The following is a 17083-nucleotide window of genomic DNA, read 5'->3' on the forward strand; positions in this document are numbered from 1 at the left end:
ATCATGAACATCGATTCCTGCAGCAAGGGCATCAGCAATCGCTACGATCGAAAGTTCTCCCATTCCGTACGAAATCAGATCCGCACCCGAATCGAGAAGAACGGAGCGGCGTACCTGGTCGGACCAGTAATCGTAATGTGCCAGACGGCGGAGCGATGCCTCGATGCCGCCGAGGATCATCGGTGTATGTTTATACGTTCTCCGGATCAGATTGCCGTACACGGTAACCGCGCGGTCCGGCCGTTTTCCCATCACGCCGCCCGGTGTAAAAGCATCGACTTTTCGGTGCTTTTTCGCCACAGTATAATGATTGACCATGGAATCCATATTTCCGGAGGAGACAAGAAAGCCAAGACGCGGTTCACCGAAAATCGAAATGCTGTTCTCGTCCTTCCAGTCCGGCTGGGAGATGATGCCGACGGAATAGCCGTTCGCCTCAAGCACGCGGCTGATGATCGCCGGGCCGAACGAGGAATGGTCCACGTAGGCATCTCCGATGACATAGACAAAGTCAAACTGTTCGATTCCCCGTTCCTTCATCTCTTCTCTTGTAATTGGTAAAAAAGGCATGCTTTACTTTCCTTTCTGTGTTTCGGCGTCCGCTATGCCAAGCGCCGCTTTTTCTTCCTGCGTCAGGAGACGGGCACTGCCCTTTGGCAGACCCGGATCAAGTTCCAGGCTCCCCATCGACAGCCGTTTCAAATAGATGACCGTTTTTCCGACCTTCTCAAACATGCGCTTGATCTGGTGGAAGCGGCCCTCACAGATGGTAATGCGGATCCGGCTTTCAAAGATGCCCGGCTCTTTTTCTGTCGTTTCCAGAATCGTAAGTTCCGCCGGGAGCGTCGGCTTGTCGTCTCCGATATCGAGTCCTTTGGCAAATGCCTGCCGGTCTTCTTCTGTCACTTTTCCGTCGATCACAGCCTCATACACTTTTGAGACATGCGATTTCGGGGAGAGCAGCCGGTGGGAAAGGGCTCCGTCGTTCGTGATCAGCAGCAGTCCTTCGGTATCCTTGTCGAGCCGTCCGACCGGAAAGAGGTCTTTTCTTGCCGCATCACTTAACAAGTCGAGCACGGTCCGGTCGCGGCGGTCTTCCGTTGCAGAGACGACACCAGCCGGTTTGTGGAGCATCCAGTATTCCATTTTCACATAGGAAATGCTGTTTCCGTCCACAGTCACCTGCGCTTCATCCGGGTCGACTTTCAGTTCCGGGGCTTTTGCTGTAATTCCGTCTACGGCCACCCGTCCCTTCCGGATCAGGGCCTTTACTTCCTGGCGTGTTCCCACACCCATGTCCGCCAGATATTTATCGAGTCGTAATTTACTCATACCATCCGCCATCCTGCATAATATTTATTCTTTAACGTTCCGTTGTTTATTTTTCCCCAGCCGAGCGGAAATTCATCCAGGCACACAAGCACCCAGCCCTTTTTCCCCTGACACTCTTCCTCGGAAAACGAGAGTGTCTCACCCTTTAAGTAGCGCATGACACGGTCATCTCCCTTGGGAATGGTCAAACACGAAACGTATTCTTCTTTTTTCAGATACGCCGCCAGCGCCTGGGACGGCTCGAAGCGGTTTTTCTTTACGGTGCCAAGCGAAAGTCCGGTCCGCAGATAGCGCAGACCCTTTGCCGCACAGACACCTTCCGGCAGAAAATAGAGCTGGTCTTTCACAAGGGCAAACGAACCATTCTTCCAGTCCATGCGCACGCCAGCAAGAAACTCTTCCGCCTCTTTCGGCAGCTTCTTTGTCGTTTCCAAAAGGCGGGACGGCTGCCGTTTCCGGCTCTCTCCCTGCTTTTTCAGGAGCGCCACGAAATGGCCTTCTCCCTCCATCCGCTGCGGGAAAATATGAACGCACCGGGAAAGATCACGGCCATTCACGGATACTCCCGGCGCAAACCCTTCGTAACCCGGGGTAATTTCCTGCACTTCCATATCCGGATGCGCATCCAGCAGCCCTGCGATGACCTCTTCGTTCTCCTTTACAGAAAACGTACAGGTAGAGTACAGCAGCTCTCCGCCCTCTGCAAGCATCTGATACGCCTGCTCGATCAGTTTTTTCTGGATCGGCACATAATGCTCCGGCCCATTTTCACTGTAGTAGCGCAGCATTGAGCTCTCTTTTCGGAACATGCCCTCCCCAGAGCACGGCGCGTCAAGAAGGATCTTGTCAAAAAAGGCCGGATACAAGGTTACTAATTTTTCCGGATCCTCGCTCGTCACGAGAAGACGTCCCACTCCCTGGATTTCCAGGTTGCGCAGCAGCGCCTTCGCCCGCGAATTGCTGATATCGTTTGCCAGCAGCATGCCGCCCTCACCGATCCGGCTTCCCAGCTCCGTTGCCTTTCCGCCCGGTGCCGCACAGAGATCGAGCACACGGTCATCCGGCTCAATTGGAAGGCGGGATGCCGGTGTCATCGCACTCGGCTCCTGCAGATAATACAGGCCCGCATAGTAATCGGCATCCTTTGCCGGATTGCAGCTCTCTTCATCGTAATAAAATCCATTGGGGATCCACGGAACCTTCTTAAGCGGAATATCGGTCCGCCTAAGAAACTCTTCTGTCGAAATTTTTCCGTTGTTTACCCGCAGTCCTCTATGTACCGCCTCGTCAAATGTCTTGCGGTATGCCTCATATTCTTCCTCACCGAGCAGCTGTTTCATCTCCTGCTCAAAGGCTTCCGGCAGTGTGATCATATCCGTTTATCCCCTTTTGTTCTAAAGTTCGTCTGTAATTGCCTGTGCGCGGTATCCCTCTGCAATCAGATCCAGTTCTTTGTGGAACCGTTTTAACTCCTGCAGATCGTTCTGCGCATAGATGTGATAAAACTCATCCTGAATTTTTTCTACTTCGCGTTTGTTCGTTACCTTGTAAAGATTCTCGATATTATTCAGGATATCCGTGATCAGATTCCGCTGCATCTGGGAGGAATTCTGTGCATCCATAATCTCACTCCGCACAGAGGACATCTCATTATCCAGCACAATGATCGCCTTTGCAGCTGCGCTTAAGCGCTCCCGGATGTGATCCGGAATGTTTGCCTTATATTTGTACTGCAGCGAGTGCTCAATCGTCGCCCAGAAATCCATCGCCATCGTGCGGATCTGGATTTCCACCTGGATGCGCTTCGGCCCGTTCATCGTCTCCACAGTATAGTAAACAATGAGGTGATAGCTCCGGTAGCCGCTGTCCTTCATGTGGCGGATATAGTCTTTCTCGCTCTTAATCTCAATATCCGACCGCTTCTGAATCAGGTCGGCAACCTTTTCGATATCCTCAACGAACTGGCAGATGATGCGGATGCCCGCGATATCCTCCACCTGCTCCTCCATCTCTTCGGGCGCAATACCCTTTCTCTGCATTTTTTCCAGAATGCTGGAAACACTCTTCACACGGCCGCTCACGCTCTCAATCGGTGAATACAGACCTTTTCCATGGTGCTCCTTGATCAGATGCCGGAATTTCACCTGTAATTCCTTAACAGCCAGCTCGTATGGTTCCAGAATCTCATGCCATAACAGTATATCCATGTCCCCTAATCTCCTTTTTTGCTCCTGCTTTCAGCCATTTTTCTTATCGGATGGTAAACGCTTTGGAAATTCAATCCCCACCCTGTTACTTTATGCCTGTCTTTTCTGTTTTATGACTGTTTTTCAGAAACTTTTTTGAAATAGACACGGGCAGTTTTTTATGCCTGCCGTTTCGAAAGCTGCTCCAGAACGCGGCACAGGTACTGATACGTTCTCTCCACGGAGGAAATTGAAAGCCGCTCCTCGGTCGTGTGGATTGCTTTCATGTTTGGGCCGAAAGATACACAGTCAAGACCGGAAAGCTTTTCATAGAACAGACCGCATTCCAGTCCGGCATGAATTGCTTCCACTGCCGGTTTCTGTCCATACATGGCTTCATATTCTGCCACCATCAGATCACGGAGGGCAGAATCCTCTTTGTACTCCCATGCCGGGTATGCGCCCTCTACATGGAACTCACCGCCCAGGAAACCGATCAGATACTCCAGCTTGTCGGAAAGTGCTTCTTTGGCACTTCCCACGGAGCTCCGCACGCTCGCACACGCATGCAGATGATCCGGCTCCAGTTTCAGAATGCCGAGATTCAGGGATGTCTCCACCAATCCCGGGATCTGGCCGCTCATCTTCTGCACACCGTTCGGAAGGTTCATCAGGAAAAAGACGGTTTTCTGCAGGCTGACCGGATGAAGCGCCGGTGCAGCGCCCTCGCCTGTTTTCTCTACCGTAACAGTAATACCGTCATCTGTTCCGCTGTACTCTCTGCGGAGGTTTTCGGTGAAGCGTGCTGCTTCCTCTTTTAAGATCTCTTTCTCTCCGCCGTCGATGGCAAGAAGCATGCGGGTTGTCCGCGGAATGGCGTTGTCTTTTAAGCCGCCCTCCAGCTCGATCAGGGCATAATCCATCTTTCCTGCCAGTTCGTACAGGAAACGGCCCGCCAGAATGTTGGAGTTGGCACGGTTTTTGTGGATTTCCGTACCGGAATGGCCGCCGGCAAGACCGGAAATCGTCACTTCCATCTGCTCACCCATCACTTCGTTTCTGCGCACCGGCAGATCCATCATGGCCGTCATACCGCCTGCGCACGATACGGTGAGAATGCCTTCCTCTTCAGAATCCATATTTAACAATGTTCTTCCCTTTAATTCATTCCCGTTTAATGCTGCTGCGCCGAGCAGTCCGATCTCTTCATCCGTCGTAATCAGCGCCTCGATGGCCGGAAGCTGCAGATCATCCGATTCCAGCACAGCCAGCATATAGGCAACGGCAATTCCGTCGTCTCCGCCAAGCGTCGTGTCCCTGGCATAAATCTCATCGCCGTCGATGTGAAGCTCAAGGCCGTCCTTCGTAAAATCGTGGCTGCTGCCCGGCTTCTTCTCGCAGACCATATCACAGTGGCCCTGCAGAATCACAGTCGGAGCCAATTCACAGCCCTTCGATGCCGACCGGCGGATGATCACGTTGTTGGATGCATCCTGGTACCAGGATAACGCGTGGTCCTTTGCAAACTGCACCAGATAATCGCTGACTTCCTTGGTGTTTCCAGAGCCGTGCGGAATGCGGCAGAGCTCTTCAAAATAATAAAATACCCGTTCCGGTTTTAATCCTGCTAATACGCTCATTTTTTTCTTCTCCCATCTTCTTTTTTTCAAAGCTTCGTCATACTCTATTTTAGAAAGCGGGAGGAGGTTCGAACGTCATGAAAAAATCACTTTTATTTCTCTCTTCCCTGCTTCTTTTTTTCTGTCTTCTTATCTTTCCCGCGCGGACTTTTTTCTATGCCTGCGAGGGTGTCAATCTCTGGTTTCATACCATTCTTCCGTCACTTCTGCCGTTTCTGATTCTGACATCTCTTCTTCTGGAAACAGGAGCCGCGCGGCGGATCCCTGCCCGTGCAGAAGTTTTTTTTCAAACGATTTTCGGTCTTTCCCCGGCTGGGTTTTATGCACTTTTTCTCGGTCTTTTCTGCGGTTTTCCCATGGGAGCGCGCATCACTGCCCAGCTCTATGAGGCAGAAGAAATTGACCGGAACGAAGCGTGCTATCTTTTAACCTTCTGCAGCAGTCCGAGTCCTGCTTTTCTGTCTTCCTATGTTATCTTAACTGCGTTTTCCGGACAGATCCATCCCGGGTTCGTCTTCGGCGTGCTCTACGGTTCCAATTTTCTGACTGGTTTTCTGTTCCGGCTTGTTTTCCGCCGCTTCCTCCCGCGCCGGCACACCGCCCATCGGACACATTCCGTGGAAAAAAAAGAGATGTCAAAACAGACTTCCAAAGGAAACCTGCTGGACACCTCTATCATGAACGGATTTGAAATCATTACACAGCTTGGCGGATACATCATCCTGTTTTCCATTCTGTCCGGACTTCTGATGGATCTGCATCCGTTTGGTTCCGCCTCGCCCCTGCTCTGCGGCGTGCTGGAAATCACGACGGGAATCGCACAGCTTGCCGCGTCCTCTCTTCCTTACGCCGGAAAAGTCTCTGCTGTCCTTACCTGCGCCGCCTTCGGCGGTCTCTCTGTCGCTGCCCAGACAAACTGTATGATCCATAACAGCGGTCTGCCCCTCTGGCCTTACCTTGCCGGGAAGCTCTGCTGTGCTGCTTTCGCAGGAACGCTTGGTTTATTCCTCTTCGCTTTCCTCTTCTGATGCCGGATCATATTCCGGTACGACAACTTCTTCCTCTGGCTGCTCTTCTTCCGGAGCACCCTGCGGGGAGAGCTCATTTCTGTTCTGAACAACGGTATTATAGCAGCTTGTCAGGGATTCTACAAAGCTGTTGTATTTCTCTCCTGCATCGTTTAATGCAGTCGTCATAATATTGCTTAAGCTGGCAAGCATATCATCGGTATATCCGATGGCACCAAGACGGATGCTGTTGGCATCGTTGGTTGCAGCATCCAGGATTTCCTGTGCCTGCTGGTTTGCATTGTTGACGGTCTCATTTGCCTGTGCGTATGCTGTCTGCATCACTTCACTCTGCTCTACCATCTCTCTTGCCTTTGCCTGTGCCTCTGCAATGATGGCATCTGCCTTGTTCTGTGCATCTGCCAGAATCGCATCTTTGTTGCTGATGATCTTCTGGTACCGTTTGATCTCGTCCGGTGTTTTCAGACGGAGCTCACGGAGAAGCTCTTCTAATTCTTCTTTATTTACAACGATTTTGGTGGTAGACAGCGGCTGATATTTACAGCTCTCCACATACTCCTCAATTTCTTCGATGATCTGTTCAATTCTGCTGCTCATTTCAATTCTCCTTATCTTTTATCCTGCGGCATTCCTTCTGAATTTCGGGCGGCATACTTTGCGCGGATTTCTTTTTCCACAAAATCCGGAACAAATTTGTGAATGTCGCCGCCAAAAGCAGCTACTTCTTTTACTACCGTGGAGCTGAGGTACGCATACTCCAGCGAGGTAATCAGAAACGTGGTATCTACTTCCGGTTCCAGAACGCGGTTCGTCTGTGCCATCTGCAGTTCATATTCAAAGTCTGTGATCGCGCGGAGTCCGCGGACGATCGTATGCGCCTGGCATTCCTTCGCAAAATCAACAGCGAGTCCGCTAAAAGAACGGACTTCGACATTTGGAATGTCCTGGGTCGCTTTCTTTAGTATATTAACACGTTCTTCCACAGAAAACAACGGAGATTTTGAGGAATTATGTAAAACTCCCACGATTACGCGGTCAAAAAGCTTGGATGCACGCAGAATGACATCCAGATGACCATACGTTACAGGGTCAAAAGTTCCCGGGTATACGGCTGTCTTCATGATTCTTTTACTCCTTCGTGTTTGCTTTTCGGGGTAAGGAATACATGGACATTTGTCTTATAGATTTTTTTCTTCAGAATTTCGTATCCGGCATCCTCCGCCCAGTCGAAATCAGTATTCAGCGATGCTTCTACAATAATTAAGGTATCCTCACCGATAAAAGAGGCGTCGCGGAACGCATACAGCACGTCCTTTTCCAGTCCCTTATCGTATGGCGGGTCCATAAAAATGCAGTCAAAAGGCTCCTGTCCCTGAAGCGACTGCAGAGCTGCATGCGCTTCCATGGGCAGGAGCACTGCCTGCTGTTCCAGCTTCGTAAATTTTAAATTCTGCCGGATACAGTCTGCTGCAGCTTTGTTCTGCTCTACGAACCACGCGCGCTCGGCGCCGCGGCTCAACGCCTCGATTCCGATCGCCCCGCTTCCGGCGAACAGATCGAGAAAGCGCGCATCCGGCAGATACGGCTGAAGCATATTAAATAAGGTTTCTTTGATCCGGTCCGTCGTCGGCCGGGTCTGTCTGCCGGGAACCGTCTTTAATGGAAGACTCCGGCATTTTCCTGCTATTACTCTCATGTTGGTCTTATTTTCGTCCTTACTGTTTTTGTTTGATGGATCAGTCGGCTTTCAACTGCTCTCTCCAGTCCAGATCTCCTCTTGCAAGTCCCAAAATCAGAGACTCCGCAGTTCCGATATTTGTTGCAATCGGGATATTGTACTGGTCGCAGGTACGGATAATTTTGTAGACATCCGGCTCTTTCGGATTGATCATCGTCGGATTGTAAAAGAAAATTACCATATCCATATCGCCGCGTTCAATCATCTCGGTAAACTGTTTGTCTCCGCCTACGCTTCCAGGCAGAAACTTGTGTACATGAAGGTTCGTCACCTCTTCAATCCGCCGTCCGGTGGTTCCGGTGGCGTACACCTCATGTTTCATGAGGATTCCCTTGTATGCAATACAGAAATCCTCGATCAGACTCTTCTTGCTGTTGTGTGCTATGATTCCAATATTCATTACTGCAAACCGCCCCTTCTCCTGTTTTTACTACCATGTACAGCAATTATAACAAATTTATTTTTAATACGCAATTCTTTTTGTGAATTTTTTACACAGTTTTTATATTTTTTCTGCTGTTCCATTTTTCCTTCTTCTTTTACTTTCTCCGCTTTTCCGGAAAAAATACAGAATCTGGAAGTTTATTTTTATTTTCTTTCCACATACTATGACCGTAGCAGAACAGATGAAAAACACATCCGGATCTGCTTCACAGCAGCTTTTAACAAGCACAAAGATAAAGGAGGGAATGAACATGGCGAATCGTTCATCGAATACCGCAGCAGTACCAGAAGCAAAAGGCGCTCTGGACAAATTCAAATTTGAGGTGGCAAGCGAACTCGGCGTACCGCTCAGTGATGGCTACAACGGTAACCTGACTTCCAAACAGAATGGTTCTGTCGGAGGTTATATGGTCAAAAAGATGATTGAGCAGCAGGAACGCCAGATGTCCGGCGGTTCTTCTGGCCAGTACTAATCATCCCGGTATAACATCCTGATGCCGGAACAGGCATCAAAAAGCGTGAGCTCTTTTCTTTTCGGAAAAGCTCACGCTTTTTTCTTGCTCCCGCAGAGCTGGTACATAATACTTACAGATCAATGCTTCCGGTTACATCATCATTGATTACGTAGTAAGCAGTAAATTCCTCCGGTTTCACATAAACCTTCAGGCTCTTTAATTCCTCTGCTTTCTTGCCATATCCTTCGGTCCAGATCTGCTGGATTCTCTCGTACAGATCTTTCTCCTTGATTTCTCTTCCGCCGAACTGCAGAATCATCTCCTGCTCCGCTTCTTTCTTTGCTGCTTTTGCAGGTGCTTTTTTCTCTGCCGGCTTTTTCGCTGCTGCTGGTTTTTTCGGTGCAGCCGCTTTCTTTGTCGTTGTTTTCTTTGCTGTTGTGCGGGTTGTTTTTGCAGCTTTTGCTGCCGGTTTTTCTTCTGCTTTTGCAGGTGCTTCCACTGCTGCTGCAGTTTCCTTTACAACTTCTTTTTCAACTTCTTTTACAGCTTCTTTCTCTGCTGCGGTTGTTTTTTCTGCTGCTTTGGTCTCTACTTTTACTGTCTCGTTCTCTGCTGTCTTAGCCTGGGCAGCTGGTTTTTTCTTTACCATATCTGTTTCCTCCCATTTGGAACGGCCCTGTATGTTTTGGAAAAGCCGTCCTGCGAACTATCATTCAGGCGAACGCTTGACACCCACGGTCCGCACATTTTTTGATTCCTTGTTTATGATACATGAATTTTTTTGTCATTTCAAGTAATATCTGATTTCGCACGAATTTTCCACGAAATTGTACCGTCATTTTCCACACTATCCAATCAGGCTGTTATTTTTATCCAATTTTGCATTTTAAAACCGATTTTTTTTGTAATTTTTCACAATCCAATGTCGTGGTTTTCCAGATCAAGATACGATTTCATTACCTTTTTCAGCAGTTCATGCTCCGGTTTTTCAAAATAAGGATCGTCGGCAAGCAGTTCTGAGGCCGCCTCACTCGCTTTCTGCAGGATATCGGCATCCCGGAAAATATCTGCCATCTGGAATTCCATATCCCCGCTCTGGCGCGTTCCCAGCAGATCGCCGCTGCCGCGCAGTTTCAAATCTTCCGAAGCAATATAAAACCCGTCGTTCGAATGATTCAGGATTTCCAGACGTTTGGCAGTCTCCTGATCTTTGTTTCCGCGGATGAAAATACAGTAGGACTGATGCTCTCCTCTTCCGACACGTCCGCGGAGCTGATGGAGCTGTGCAAGGCCGAACCGTTCGGCATTTTCCACCATCATCACCGTCGCATTCGGCACGTTGACACCGACCTCCACGACTGTCGTCGAGACGAGTACCTGGATTTCTCCGCTGGCGAACCGCTCCATGATCTCGTTTTTCTGCGCCGCCTTCATCTGCCCGTGCAGCATCTCTACTGTGATGCCCGGCAGCTCTTTTTTCAGGAGCTGTGTATAGTCGGTGACGTTTTCCGCTTCCAGACCCTCACTCTCCTCCACCATCGGGCAGATCACATACGCCTGACGGCCCAGTTCGACCTGACGCGTGATAAAGCGGTAAGCTTTTGGACGGTAAGACGTATCCACCACACAGTTTTTGATCGGCAGACGCTTCGCCGGAAGTTCATCAATCACAGAAATCGAAAGATCTCCGTACAGAATGATAGCCAGGGTTCTTGGAATCGGCGTTGCACTCATGACGAGAACATTCGGCGGTTCCCCTTTTTCGGCAAGTGCCGTTCTCTGCCGGACACCGAAGCGGTGCTGTTCGTCTGTGATGACAAGCGCCAGATTTTTGTACTGTACCTTTTCCTGGATCAGCGCATGTGTGCCGATCACCATTTTACAGCTTCCGTCTTCCAGACTGGCATAGATCTCCCGGCGTTCTTTTGCTTTCGTGGATCCAGTCAGAAGGTGGGGATTGTATTCCGTCAGATTGTTTTCTTTCAGCAGTGTGCAGAGCGATTCATAGTGCTGCCGCGCCAGAACCTCCGTCGGAACCATCAGCGCCGACTGGCAGCCGTTCTCGGCTGTCATAATCATTGCAAGAAATGCCAGAATCGTCTTTCCGCTTCCGACATCTCCCTGTACCAGCCGCGCCATGCGGGTATGGCCTTTTAAGTCCCGCTCCAGTTCGCCCCACACGCGCATCTGTGCATTCGTGAGACGGTACGGCATATTTTCGATGACTTCCTCCGTCTTCCAGACGGCGCGGATCGGGAACGCATTGGTAATTCCCTCCGTCTGCTCTTTTAACTGCCGCAGGGACAGGATGAAGAGAAAAAACTCTTCGAACACAATTCTGCGCCGCGCCGTTGCCAGATGCTCCTGGTCTTTTGGAAAATGAACCTCATGGAGGGCATAATTGATTTCACAGAGTTCATACCGGGCACGGATTTTCTCCGGCAGATAGTCCTGCGCAGGTGCGCATCGTTCCAGCACCTGTGCGACGGCCTTGCTCACCATCTTGTTCGTGAGACCGGCTGTCAGCCCATAAACCGGCTGAAGACTTGCCAGAAGCTCATGGTATGCGGCAGGAGTGAAGATTTCCGGCTGCTCCATCACGAGACGGCCTGATTTTTCCTGTATCTTTCCGCGGAAGATAAAAACACTGCCTTTCTTCAGCGTGCTCCGCAGAAACGGCATATTAAACCAGGTAAGCTGCAGCCGCACCGGCTCCTCGTAGAGTTCCAGGACAACGACGCTCTTTCTCTGGTTTCCTTTTACCGACGGACTGTGGACAATTCTTCCGTATACCGCATTCTTTTCCTCTTGTCTGCATTCGCGAAGGGGAACCGGCTCTGCATAGCAGTCATAATCTCTTGGATAATAATGCAGAAGCTGCTGCAAATTGTAGATTCCTACTTTTGCAAACAGCTTCTCCGTTTTTTCACCGATCCCCTTCAGTGTTGTCAGGGATTCCGTATTCATATTTTTCTTTCCTTACTCTTATTCAACCGAAACGACACAGTAGTAAATCGGCTGTCCACCATAGTTTACTTCCACATCGCAGTCCGGATATGCCTGCTCGATCTTTTCGCCAAGGCTTTCGGCATCTTCCTCACTCATATCTTCACCGTAGTAGATGCTGATCAGCTCGCTGTCCTCATCGACCATGGCGCGGATGGTTTCTTCTGCAACGGCAAGAATATCCTGTCCGACAGCGAGAAGTCCGTGATCGCCAAGTCCCATGATGTCGCCCTGATGGATCTCTTTCTCATCGATGTGGGTATCACGTACCGCGTACGTTACCTGACCGGTTTTTACCATCTGGATGCCCTCTGTCATGGCCTCCTCGTTCTCTTCTGCAGATTTCTCCGGCACATAGCTGATCATGGCTGTGATGCCCTGCGGAACGGTTTTGGTCGGAACAACGATGATATTTTTGTCCTCAGTCATGGCTTTTGCCTGATTTGCTGCGAGGATGATGTTTTTGTTGTTCGGCAGAATAAAGATATTCTTTGCATTGACCTTCTCAATTGCAGTCAGCATATCCTCGGTGCTCGGGTTCATGGTCTGACCGCCCTCGATCAGGTAATCAACACCGAGTCCCTGGAAGATCTCTTTGATTCCCTCTCCGATGGATACGGCGATGAATCCGTTCTCCTTCGGCGGCTGTTTTGCTGCTTCTTTTCTCTTCTTATCTTCCTCTGCCTGCTGTGCTGCGATCTTTTCTGCGTTCTTGATCAGGCGCTCCTGATGCTCCTCACGCATGTTGTCGATCTTCATTCTGGTCAGCTGTCCGTACGTCAGCGCCTTGGAAATTGCTTTTCCAGGATCGTTGGTATGTACGTGTACCTTAACCAGCTCGTCGTCTGCAACGAGAACGATCGAATCTCCGATTCCGTTCAGGAAATCTTTGAATGCATAAACCTCTTCATCCGGAAGCGGGTTTTCCAGCATAATGATAAACTCGGTGCAGTAGCCGAATTTGATTTCTTTTTCTGTCTCTTTGGACGGTCTGACAAATTCTGTCTTTGCTTCCGGCATCTCGAAATTCAGATCGATCTCTTTTCCGAGGAACGCGTCATATGCGCCCTGCAGTACGGTTAAGAGACCCTGTCCGCCGGAATCCACAACGCCTGCCTCTTTTAATACCGGCAGCATCTCTGGTGTCTGGGAGAGCACGTACTCTGCATGCGCGAGAACGTCCTCGATGAATGCGTTCAGATCTTCGCTTTCCGGTGCAAGCTCTGCTGCTTTCTCTGCTGCTCCCTTTGCCACGGTCAGGATGGTACCTTCTTTTGGCTTCATAACGGCTTTGTATGCAGTCTCGACTGCTTTTTCCATTGCCTCTGCAAGAATCTCTGCATTCAGCTCTTCATAGTCGCGGATCTTCTTGGTAAAGCCACGAAGGAGCTGGGAAAGAATAACGCCGGAGTTACCTCTGGCACCGCGCAGAGAACCGGAAGAGATTGCCTTGGAAAGGTTGTACATGTTCACTTCTGTGAGCGAGTTTACTTCCTTGACTGCGGACATGATCGTCAGCGTCATATTGGTACCTGTGTCGCCGTCCGGTACCGGGAACACGTTCAGCTCATTGATCCACTCTTTCTTTACTTCCAGATTTTTTGCACCAGCCAGAAACATTTTTGCCAGTAAGCCGGCATCAATTGTATTTGTAGCCACTTTCTTCATTTCCTCCTATTACCATCAGTCGATGACGCGAACGCCTTCAACCAGGATGTTGATTTTTTCAATTTCCATTCCGGTGAACTCTTCCACCTTGTATTTCACATTATTGATCAGGTTATCTGTTACGGCAGAAATACTGACTCCGTAAGAAACAATCACGTGGAAATCCAGGGAAATTTTATTTTCCGAAATCGATACATTGATTCCGTGTGTCAGACTCTCTTTTTTCAGAAGTTTGACCAGTCCATCTTTCATGTTTACCGCTGCCATTCCGACAATGCCGAAGCACTCCACAGCAACGCTGCCCGCATACAGGGCGATTACATCCGGATTGATTACGATTTCTCCCAAGCCTGTATTCATACGACCTTTCATGCCTTGTATCCTCCAATTCCATCATACTTGTTCATAACATAGCGAGTCCGATATAACTGACTCTACTCTACGATACATTATAACCGCTTTTCCGCAAAAAAGAAAGTTCAAAATGAAAAACCTTCAAAATTCATATAATTTTTTCATTTTTTACTTGCAAAACCGGTATAGATCTGTTAGAATGACTTATGTTGTGAGTCTAAAATGCGTTTTGACTCAAGTACGTATGTCAAGGAGGTGCAATCATGGCAAAGTGTGCAATTTGTGAGAAGGGTGCTCATTTCGGAAACAACGTAAGTCATTCACATAGAAGAAGCAATAAAATGTGGAAATCTAACGTAAAATCTGTCAAAGTTAAAGTTGGCGGTGTACCGCAGAAAATGTACGTATGTACTTCCTGCTTAAGATCCGGAAAAGTAGAGCGTGCATAAGTTGAATGGTTAAAAGGCCTTTCCAGTCCGGGAAGGCTTTTTTGCTGTTCAAAAATAAAATTAAGATTTTAAAAAAAGTTCTGGGGAGAGCAAACAGGACATAAGTTTTCGCTTATGCCCTGTTGTGCTCTATTTTTTATATTTTAAAAGGGAGAAAAAAATAGCGTGGTCTCTTAAGCTGAACCTGCCGACGATCCATATGCTCAGCAAAAGAAAAAGAGCATCCTACCGAAACTTTCGTTCTGGTAAGACGCCCTCGTCTTGATCTATGATATTAGTATAGTTGGCTGATTCATTTAAGATGGACTTATTATAGCGCAGCTTTCTTCATTTTGCAAGTATTTCCCTGTACAAATCAGCCAGTTCATTTCAGAACTTTTTGTGCATTTTTCACTATTCCCCTGTATTGCAGAACAGATGATATCCCACGCACAGCAACAGAGCGGCCGCAAGAACCGTAAGAAATGAGCTGCGGATCATCAGGCTGATGAGAAGCCCGACCCCCATCCAGAACAGCAGAAAACCTAAAATTCTGCACAAACGAGCTTACTCCTTATCCGCCTCTTGGTTTATTATATGCTCTACTTCCTCTGCGGTATACCCGTCCTCTTCCTTTTTGCCGGTAAAGCGGCTGATCAGATCCGGAGCCATGTCAATGATTTTGGTGACAGCATCCTGGTTTTTGATGTTGACCAGACGCGTTCCGTTTTTGCTGATGACAAGAACGGCGCTCGGGGAAATTTTTCCGCCCATACCGCCTCCTGCATTGTTCTTTGCATTTTCTGCGAATGCACCCGCTCCCACGCCGAAGGAAACGTCTACCAGCGGCAGAAGAATCGTATCATCAATGTGGATCGCCTCGCCTACGACCGTCTTTGTTGTGATAAAGCTGTCCATTCCGCGGAACAGTGCTTCTACGGTATTCTGAAATGTGTTGTCCTTTTCTGCCATCTTTTAGGCCTCCTTGTGTTTGAAATGTCGTATGGTTTTTCGAAGATTCTGATCCCGGAATAATCGAAGTGCGATGCCGGCTGCTGTCACAGCCTGAAAGCTTCCTTTCATCCGGACATCGCCCCGGAGAATTTCCTGTTCGAAATCCGGCTGGATGGAAAGGTCTTTCGGCAGTTTTCCATAAATCATACCCAGAATGCCAAGTGCCTCTCCGGTCAGTGCCGGATCGTCAAATCCGAACCGGACTGTGCCGGTTACTTTTTTCGGTGCTGCTTTCTTCAGGAAATAAAGCACTTCTTTCTTTGCATGGAGCAGTGCCTCACGGAACATCTTCGAACGGAAGAATTTTTTCACACTCTCCCACTTTCTTTTTAACCGTCTGCCTGCCTGGATTTTCTGCTCCAGTTTTTCAAGCAGACGGAACGGAAATTCCAACAGCCGGAAAGCTGTCTGCAGCAGACGGCTGGCAAGATTCAGCAGTTTTTCCGGAAGATGTTCGATCCTTCCGAAAAACCGTTCCAGAATGCTTTTTTTCGGCGCATCCGGTTCCTGCTCTTGCTCTGGCTGCTCCTTCTGTGCTGTCACCTTCTGCTGTTTTTCTGACTGGTCCGGTGCTTTCTGCTCTGCTGTTTTTTCTGCTTCCGGCGCATTTTCTGTCTCATTTTCCTCCGTCCGGGACACGGACGCTTCTCCCCGGCGGATCTTTTTCAGCCGCCGTTTCCATGTTTCCAGCGATGCCCCGAAAAGCAGAATCTGCGCCTCCGGCTTCTGTTCCTCATACGAGGCCGTCAGCGCGACAGCTCCGAAAAGCCACGATACTCTTCCGCTCGCTTTTACGCAGGCAAATCCCTCTTCTTCTTTCTGAACCTGTGCCCGGTAGCAAAGAGGAAGAAACAGGACGGTGCAGACGATAAGAAGCACGAGAAACAGTAAAACAAGGAGTAAAATCCCCAGTGCCTTCAAAATCATGAATAGTATATGTATCATTCACACCCCTCAATCCGGTTCATCAGCCATTCCCGGATTTTTACTTCTCCGGTTTCCCGATAAGTTTCCAATGCGATCGCCTCCACAAGCTCAAAAGCTTCCTCGCGCGACACGGCAAGTCCGACAATCATCGGACAGTTTCTCCGCACGGCCGGCTGCAAAAGCAGATCCGCCGGAATTACATCCAGATTGTTCTGCGGATTGGAAGGCAGTGTGAGGAGCCAGACTCCCAGAACTGCCTTTTTGTTCTCAATCCGGCGCATCCATTTTTTCTGTTTCTTTTTTGCAGTATCCCCGACGTACAGATTTTTATACCAGTTTACCATATTTTCCCTGAGCCTGTGGCTGAACCTTCCATAAATTTGCTCTCTTCAGTTCCAGATACTCCTGATAGGCCTTTTCCAGAATCTGCCGTTCATTGGAAAATTTCAGCAGATGATATGCTTCGTGATACTTGTAATAGCCCGAATCCACAAAGTATTCTTCTCTCTGCGGACGGCTGTAGTAGCCGGATGAGGCCATCAGATACCAGTGCACCTCTTTTTCCACGGTGTCCTCCGGAATGCTGAAGCTGTACTGGCTTTTTCCCACATACTTGATGATGGTTCCGTGCACACCGGACTCCTCATACACCTCGCGGACAGCAGTCTGTTCATGGGTTTCTCCCGGCTCCACGGTTCCCTTCGGCAGAACCCATCCTTCATATTTGTTGCGGTAGCTTTTGTAAAGCGTCAATATTTTTCCACGGTAGATTACGATACCTCCGCAGCTTACTGCTTCGATCATACGTTTTAAGCTCCTTCTGGCTTTTTCCATTCTCTGACAGCTCTTTTCTTCCCGCTTGC

21 protein-coding genes and 1 pseudogene are annotated in these 17083 nt (G+C 49.1%); 3 read left to right on the top strand and 19 right to left on the bottom strand.

The genetic code is table 11. The annotated features are described in order from the left end of the window. From ACY2VT_RS00805 to ACY2VT_RS00825, 5 genes and pseudogenes are all read right to left on the bottom strand, one after another. Nucleotides 1-570, bottom strand: a pseudogene (locus ACY2VT_RS00805) (YgiQ family radical SAM protein); the annotation flags it as partial. A gap of 3 nt (nucleotides 571-573) precedes the next feature. Next, on the bottom strand, nucleotides 574-1332 hold the full coding sequence (locus ACY2VT_RS00810; protein WP_461873048.1) for a pseudouridine synthase: 759 nt from the start codon (nucleotides 1330-1332) through the stop codon (nucleotides 574-576). After that, nucleotides 1329-2702, bottom strand: a complete 1374-nt coding sequence (locus ACY2VT_RS00815) for an RsmB/NOP family class I SAM-dependent RNA methyltransferase (RefSeq protein ID WP_461878639.1) — start codon at nucleotides 2700-2702, stop codon at nucleotides 1329-1331. The genes ACY2VT_RS00810 and ACY2VT_RS00815 overlap by 4 nt, the downstream gene beginning before the upstream one ends. Nucleotides 2703-2726: 24 nt before the next feature. Further along, nucleotides 2727-3539, bottom strand: coding sequence for a GTP pyrophosphokinase (locus ACY2VT_RS00820; protein WP_022461884.1), 813 nt, complete (start codon nucleotides 3537-3539; stop codon nucleotides 2727-2729). A gap of 158 nt (nucleotides 3540-3697) precedes the next feature. Then, nucleotides 3698-5158 carry an aminoacyl-histidine dipeptidase gene (locus tag ACY2VT_RS00825; RefSeq protein WP_461878554.1) on the bottom strand — a complete coding sequence of 487 codons (1461 nt, stop codon included), beginning with the start codon at nucleotides 5156-5158 and terminating at the stop codon, nucleotides 3698-3700. Nucleotides 5159-5235: 77 nt separating this feature from the next. Here ACY2VT_RS00825 and ACY2VT_RS00830 point away from each other — a divergent pair, with 77 nt between their 5' ends. Then, complete coding sequence (locus tag ACY2VT_RS00830) at nucleotides 5236-6186, top strand: nucleoside recognition domain-containing protein (RefSeq protein ID WP_461878555.1); 951 nt, start codon at nucleotides 5236-5238, stop codon at nucleotides 6184-6186. Here the strand turns inward: ACY2VT_RS00830 and ACY2VT_RS00835 are convergent. The 5 genes from ACY2VT_RS00835 to ACY2VT_RS00855 are packed head-to-tail and all read right to left on the bottom strand — an operon-like array spanning nucleotide 6160 to nucleotide 8449. After that, entirely contained in the window at nucleotides 6160-6783 is a 624-nt protein-coding gene (locus ACY2VT_RS00835; RefSeq protein ID WP_461873051.1) for an ATPase, read from the bottom strand. The two genes, ACY2VT_RS00830 and ACY2VT_RS00835, sit on opposite strands and share 27 nt — an antisense overlap. A gap of 11 nt (nucleotides 6784-6794) precedes the next feature. Further along, nucleotides 6795-7307, bottom strand: a complete 513-nt coding sequence (gene coaD / locus ACY2VT_RS00840; protein ID WP_055265195.1) for a pantetheine-phosphate adenylyltransferase — start codon at nucleotides 7305-7307, stop codon at nucleotides 6795-6797. Further along, the gene (gene rsmD / locus ACY2VT_RS00845) at nucleotides 7304-7882 is read right to left on the bottom strand and encodes a 16S rRNA (guanine(966)-N(2))-methyltransferase RsmD (RefSeq protein ID WP_022461889.1); all 579 of its coding nucleotides are present in this window, start codon (nucleotides 7880-7882) and stop codon (nucleotides 7304-7306) included. The genes coaD and rsmD overlap by 4 nt, the downstream gene beginning before the upstream one ends. A 40-nt stretch (nucleotides 7883-7922) precedes the next feature. Then, on the bottom strand, nucleotides 7923-8324 hold the full coding sequence (locus ACY2VT_RS00850) for a methylglyoxal synthase (RefSeq protein WP_022461890.1): 402 nt from the start codon (nucleotides 8322-8324) through the stop codon (nucleotides 7923-7925). Further along, nucleotides 8324-8449 carry a hypothetical protein gene (locus ACY2VT_RS00855; RefSeq protein WP_461878556.1) on the bottom strand — a complete coding sequence of 42 codons (126 nt, stop codon included), beginning with the start codon at nucleotides 8447-8449 and terminating at the stop codon, nucleotides 8324-8326. The genes ACY2VT_RS00850 and ACY2VT_RS00855 overlap by 1 nt, the downstream gene beginning before the upstream one ends. Before the next feature lie 170 nt (nucleotides 8450-8619). On the opposite strand from ACY2VT_RS00855, the gene ACY2VT_RS00860 reads away from it, so the two are divergent. Then, on the top strand, nucleotides 8620-8841 hold the full coding sequence (locus ACY2VT_RS00860) for an alpha/beta-type small acid-soluble spore protein (RefSeq protein WP_022461891.1): 222 nt from the start codon (nucleotides 8620-8622) through the stop codon (nucleotides 8839-8841). Between the two features lie 112 nt (nucleotides 8842-8953). Here ACY2VT_RS00860 and ACY2VT_RS00865 read toward each other — a convergent pair whose 3' ends face one another. The 4 genes from ACY2VT_RS00865 to ACY2VT_RS00880 all read right to left on the bottom strand — a co-directional run bounded on the left by ACY2VT_RS00865 (nucleotide 8954) and on the right by ACY2VT_RS00880 (nucleotide 13869). Further along, nucleotides 8954-9472, bottom strand: coding sequence for a DUF6465 family protein (locus ACY2VT_RS00865; RefSeq protein WP_461873054.1), 519 nt, complete (start codon nucleotides 9470-9472; stop codon nucleotides 8954-8956). Nucleotides 9473-9735: 263 nt separating this feature from the next. Next, nucleotides 9736-11790, bottom strand: a complete 2055-nt coding sequence (gene recG, locus ACY2VT_RS00870; RefSeq protein WP_461878557.1) for an ATP-dependent DNA helicase RecG — start codon at nucleotides 11788-11790, stop codon at nucleotides 9736-9738. An 18-nt stretch (nucleotides 11791-11808) separates the two neighbouring features. Then, on the bottom strand, nucleotides 11809-13488 hold the full coding sequence (locus tag ACY2VT_RS00875; RefSeq protein WP_461878558.1) for a DAK2 domain-containing protein: 1680 nt from the start codon (nucleotides 13486-13488) through the stop codon (nucleotides 11809-11811). Between the two features lie 24 nt (nucleotides 13489-13512). After that, nucleotides 13513-13869, bottom strand: coding sequence for an Asp23/Gls24 family envelope stress response protein (locus ACY2VT_RS00880; protein WP_022461895.1), 357 nt, complete (start codon nucleotides 13867-13869; stop codon nucleotides 13513-13515). A 245-nt stretch (nucleotides 13870-14114) separates the two neighbouring features. Between ACY2VT_RS00880 and rpmB the strand changes: the two genes are divergently transcribed. Continuing rightward, nucleotides 14115-14300, top strand: a complete 186-nt coding sequence (gene rpmB, locus ACY2VT_RS00885) for a 50S ribosomal protein L28 (RefSeq protein ID WP_461878559.1) — start codon at nucleotides 14115-14117, stop codon at nucleotides 14298-14300. 393 nt (nucleotides 14301-14693) lie between these two features. Here rpmB and ACY2VT_RS00890 read toward each other — a convergent pair whose 3' ends face one another. The 5 genes from ACY2VT_RS00890 to ACY2VT_RS00910 are packed head-to-tail and all read right to left on the bottom strand — an operon-like array spanning nucleotide 14694 to nucleotide 17024. Further along, the gene (locus tag ACY2VT_RS00890; protein WP_167622772.1) at nucleotides 14694-14840 is read right to left on the bottom strand and encodes a hypothetical protein; all 147 of its coding nucleotides are present in this window, start codon (nucleotides 14838-14840) and stop codon (nucleotides 14694-14696) included. A 6-nt stretch (nucleotides 14841-14846) separates the two neighbouring features. Continuing rightward, on the bottom strand, nucleotides 14847-15251 hold the full coding sequence (locus ACY2VT_RS00895; RefSeq protein WP_461878413.1) for a GerW family sporulation protein: 405 nt from the start codon (nucleotides 15249-15251) through the stop codon (nucleotides 14847-14849). A gap of 3 nt (nucleotides 15252-15254) precedes the next feature. Next, complete coding sequence (locus ACY2VT_RS00900) at nucleotides 15255-16238, bottom strand: DUF2953 domain-containing protein (protein ID WP_461878560.1); 984 nt, start codon at nucleotides 16236-16238, stop codon at nucleotides 15255-15257. Continuing rightward, entirely contained in the window at nucleotides 16235-16564 is a 330-nt protein-coding gene (locus ACY2VT_RS00905) for a hypothetical protein (protein ID WP_461878561.1), read from the bottom strand. The genes ACY2VT_RS00900 and ACY2VT_RS00905 overlap by 4 nt, the downstream gene beginning before the upstream one ends. After that, nucleotides 16548-17024, bottom strand: a complete 477-nt coding sequence (locus ACY2VT_RS00910; protein WP_022461900.1) for an NUDIX hydrolase — start codon at nucleotides 17022-17024, stop codon at nucleotides 16548-16550. The genes ACY2VT_RS00905 and ACY2VT_RS00910 overlap by 17 nt, the downstream gene beginning before the upstream one ends. Between the last annotated feature and the right edge of the window lie 59 nt (nucleotides 17025-17083).

The sequence above is a fragment of the Fusicatenibacter sp. genome, from assembly GCF_050872605.1.
GTDB lineage: Bacteria > Bacillota > Clostridia > Lachnospirales > Lachnospiraceae > Fusicatenibacter.

What these genes read in the sequence shown, in the direction of transcription:
- ACY2VT_RS00905 (WP_461878561.1), bottom strand. Translation starts at nt 16,564, where the DNA reads ATGGTAAACTGGTATAAAAATCTGTACGTCGGGGATACTGCAAAAAAG.
- ACY2VT_RS00855 (WP_461878556.1), bottom strand. Translation starts at nt 8,449, where the DNA reads ATGGAACAGCAGAAAAAATATAAAAACTGTGTAAAAAATTCACAAAAA.
- ACY2VT_RS00895 (WP_461878413.1), bottom strand. Translation starts at nt 15,251, where the DNA reads ATGGCAGAAAAGGACAACACATTTCAGAATACCGTAGAAGCACTGTTC.
- ACY2VT_RS00850 (WP_022461890.1), bottom strand. Translation starts at nt 8,324, where the DNA reads ATGAATATTGGAATCATAGCACACAACAGCAAGAAGAGTCTGATCGAG.
- ACY2VT_RS00860 (WP_022461891.1), top strand. Translation starts at nt 8,620, where the DNA reads ATGGCGAATCGTTCATCGAATACCGCAGCAGTACCAGAAGCAAAAGGC.
- ACY2VT_RS00820 (WP_022461884.1), bottom strand. Translation starts at nt 3,539, where the DNA reads ATGGATATACTGTTATGGCATGAGATTCTGGAACCATACGAGCTGGCT.
- rpmB (WP_461878559.1), top strand. Translation starts at nt 14,115, where the DNA reads ATGGCAAAGTGTGCAATTTGTGAGAAGGGTGCTCATTTCGGAAACAAC.
- ACY2VT_RS00900 (WP_461878560.1), bottom strand. Translation starts at nt 16,238, where the DNA reads ATGATACATATACTATTCATGATTTTGAAGGCACTGGGGATTTTACTC.
- ACY2VT_RS00880 (WP_022461895.1), bottom strand. Translation starts at nt 13,869, where the DNA reads ATGAAAGGTCGTATGAATACAGGCTTGGGAGAAATCGTAATCAATCCG.
- rsmD (WP_022461889.1), bottom strand. Translation starts at nt 7,882, where the DNA reads ATGAGAGTAATAGCAGGAAAATGCCGGAGTCTTCCATTAAAGACGGTT.
- ACY2VT_RS00910 (WP_022461900.1), bottom strand. Translation starts at nt 17,024, where the DNA reads ATGATCGAAGCAGTAAGCTGCGGAGGTATCGTAATCTACCGTGGAAAA.
- ACY2VT_RS00830 (WP_461878555.1), top strand. Translation starts at nt 5,236, where the DNA reads ATGAAAAAATCACTTTTATTTCTCTCTTCCCTGCTTCTTTTTTTCTGT.
- ACY2VT_RS00825 (WP_461878554.1), bottom strand. Translation starts at nt 5,158, where the DNA reads ATGAGCGTATTAGCAGGATTAAAACCGGAACGGGTATTTTATTATTTT.
- recG (WP_461878557.1), bottom strand. Translation starts at nt 11,790, where the DNA reads ATGAATACGGAATCCCTGACAACACTGAAGGGGATCGGTGAAAAAACG.
- coaD (WP_055265195.1), bottom strand. Translation starts at nt 7,307, where the DNA reads ATGAAGACAGCCGTATACCCGGGAACTTTTGACCCTGTAACGTATGGT.
- ACY2VT_RS00835 (WP_461873051.1), bottom strand. Translation starts at nt 6,783, where the DNA reads ATGAGCAGCAGAATTGAACAGATCATCGAAGAAATTGAGGAGTATGTG.
- ACY2VT_RS00865 (WP_461873054.1), bottom strand. Translation starts at nt 9,472, where the DNA reads ATGGTAAAGAAAAAACCAGCTGCCCAGGCTAAGACAGCAGAGAACGAG.
- ACY2VT_RS00810 (WP_461873048.1), bottom strand. Translation starts at nt 1,332, where the DNA reads ATGAGTAAATTACGACTCGATAAATATCTGGCGGACATGGGTGTGGGA.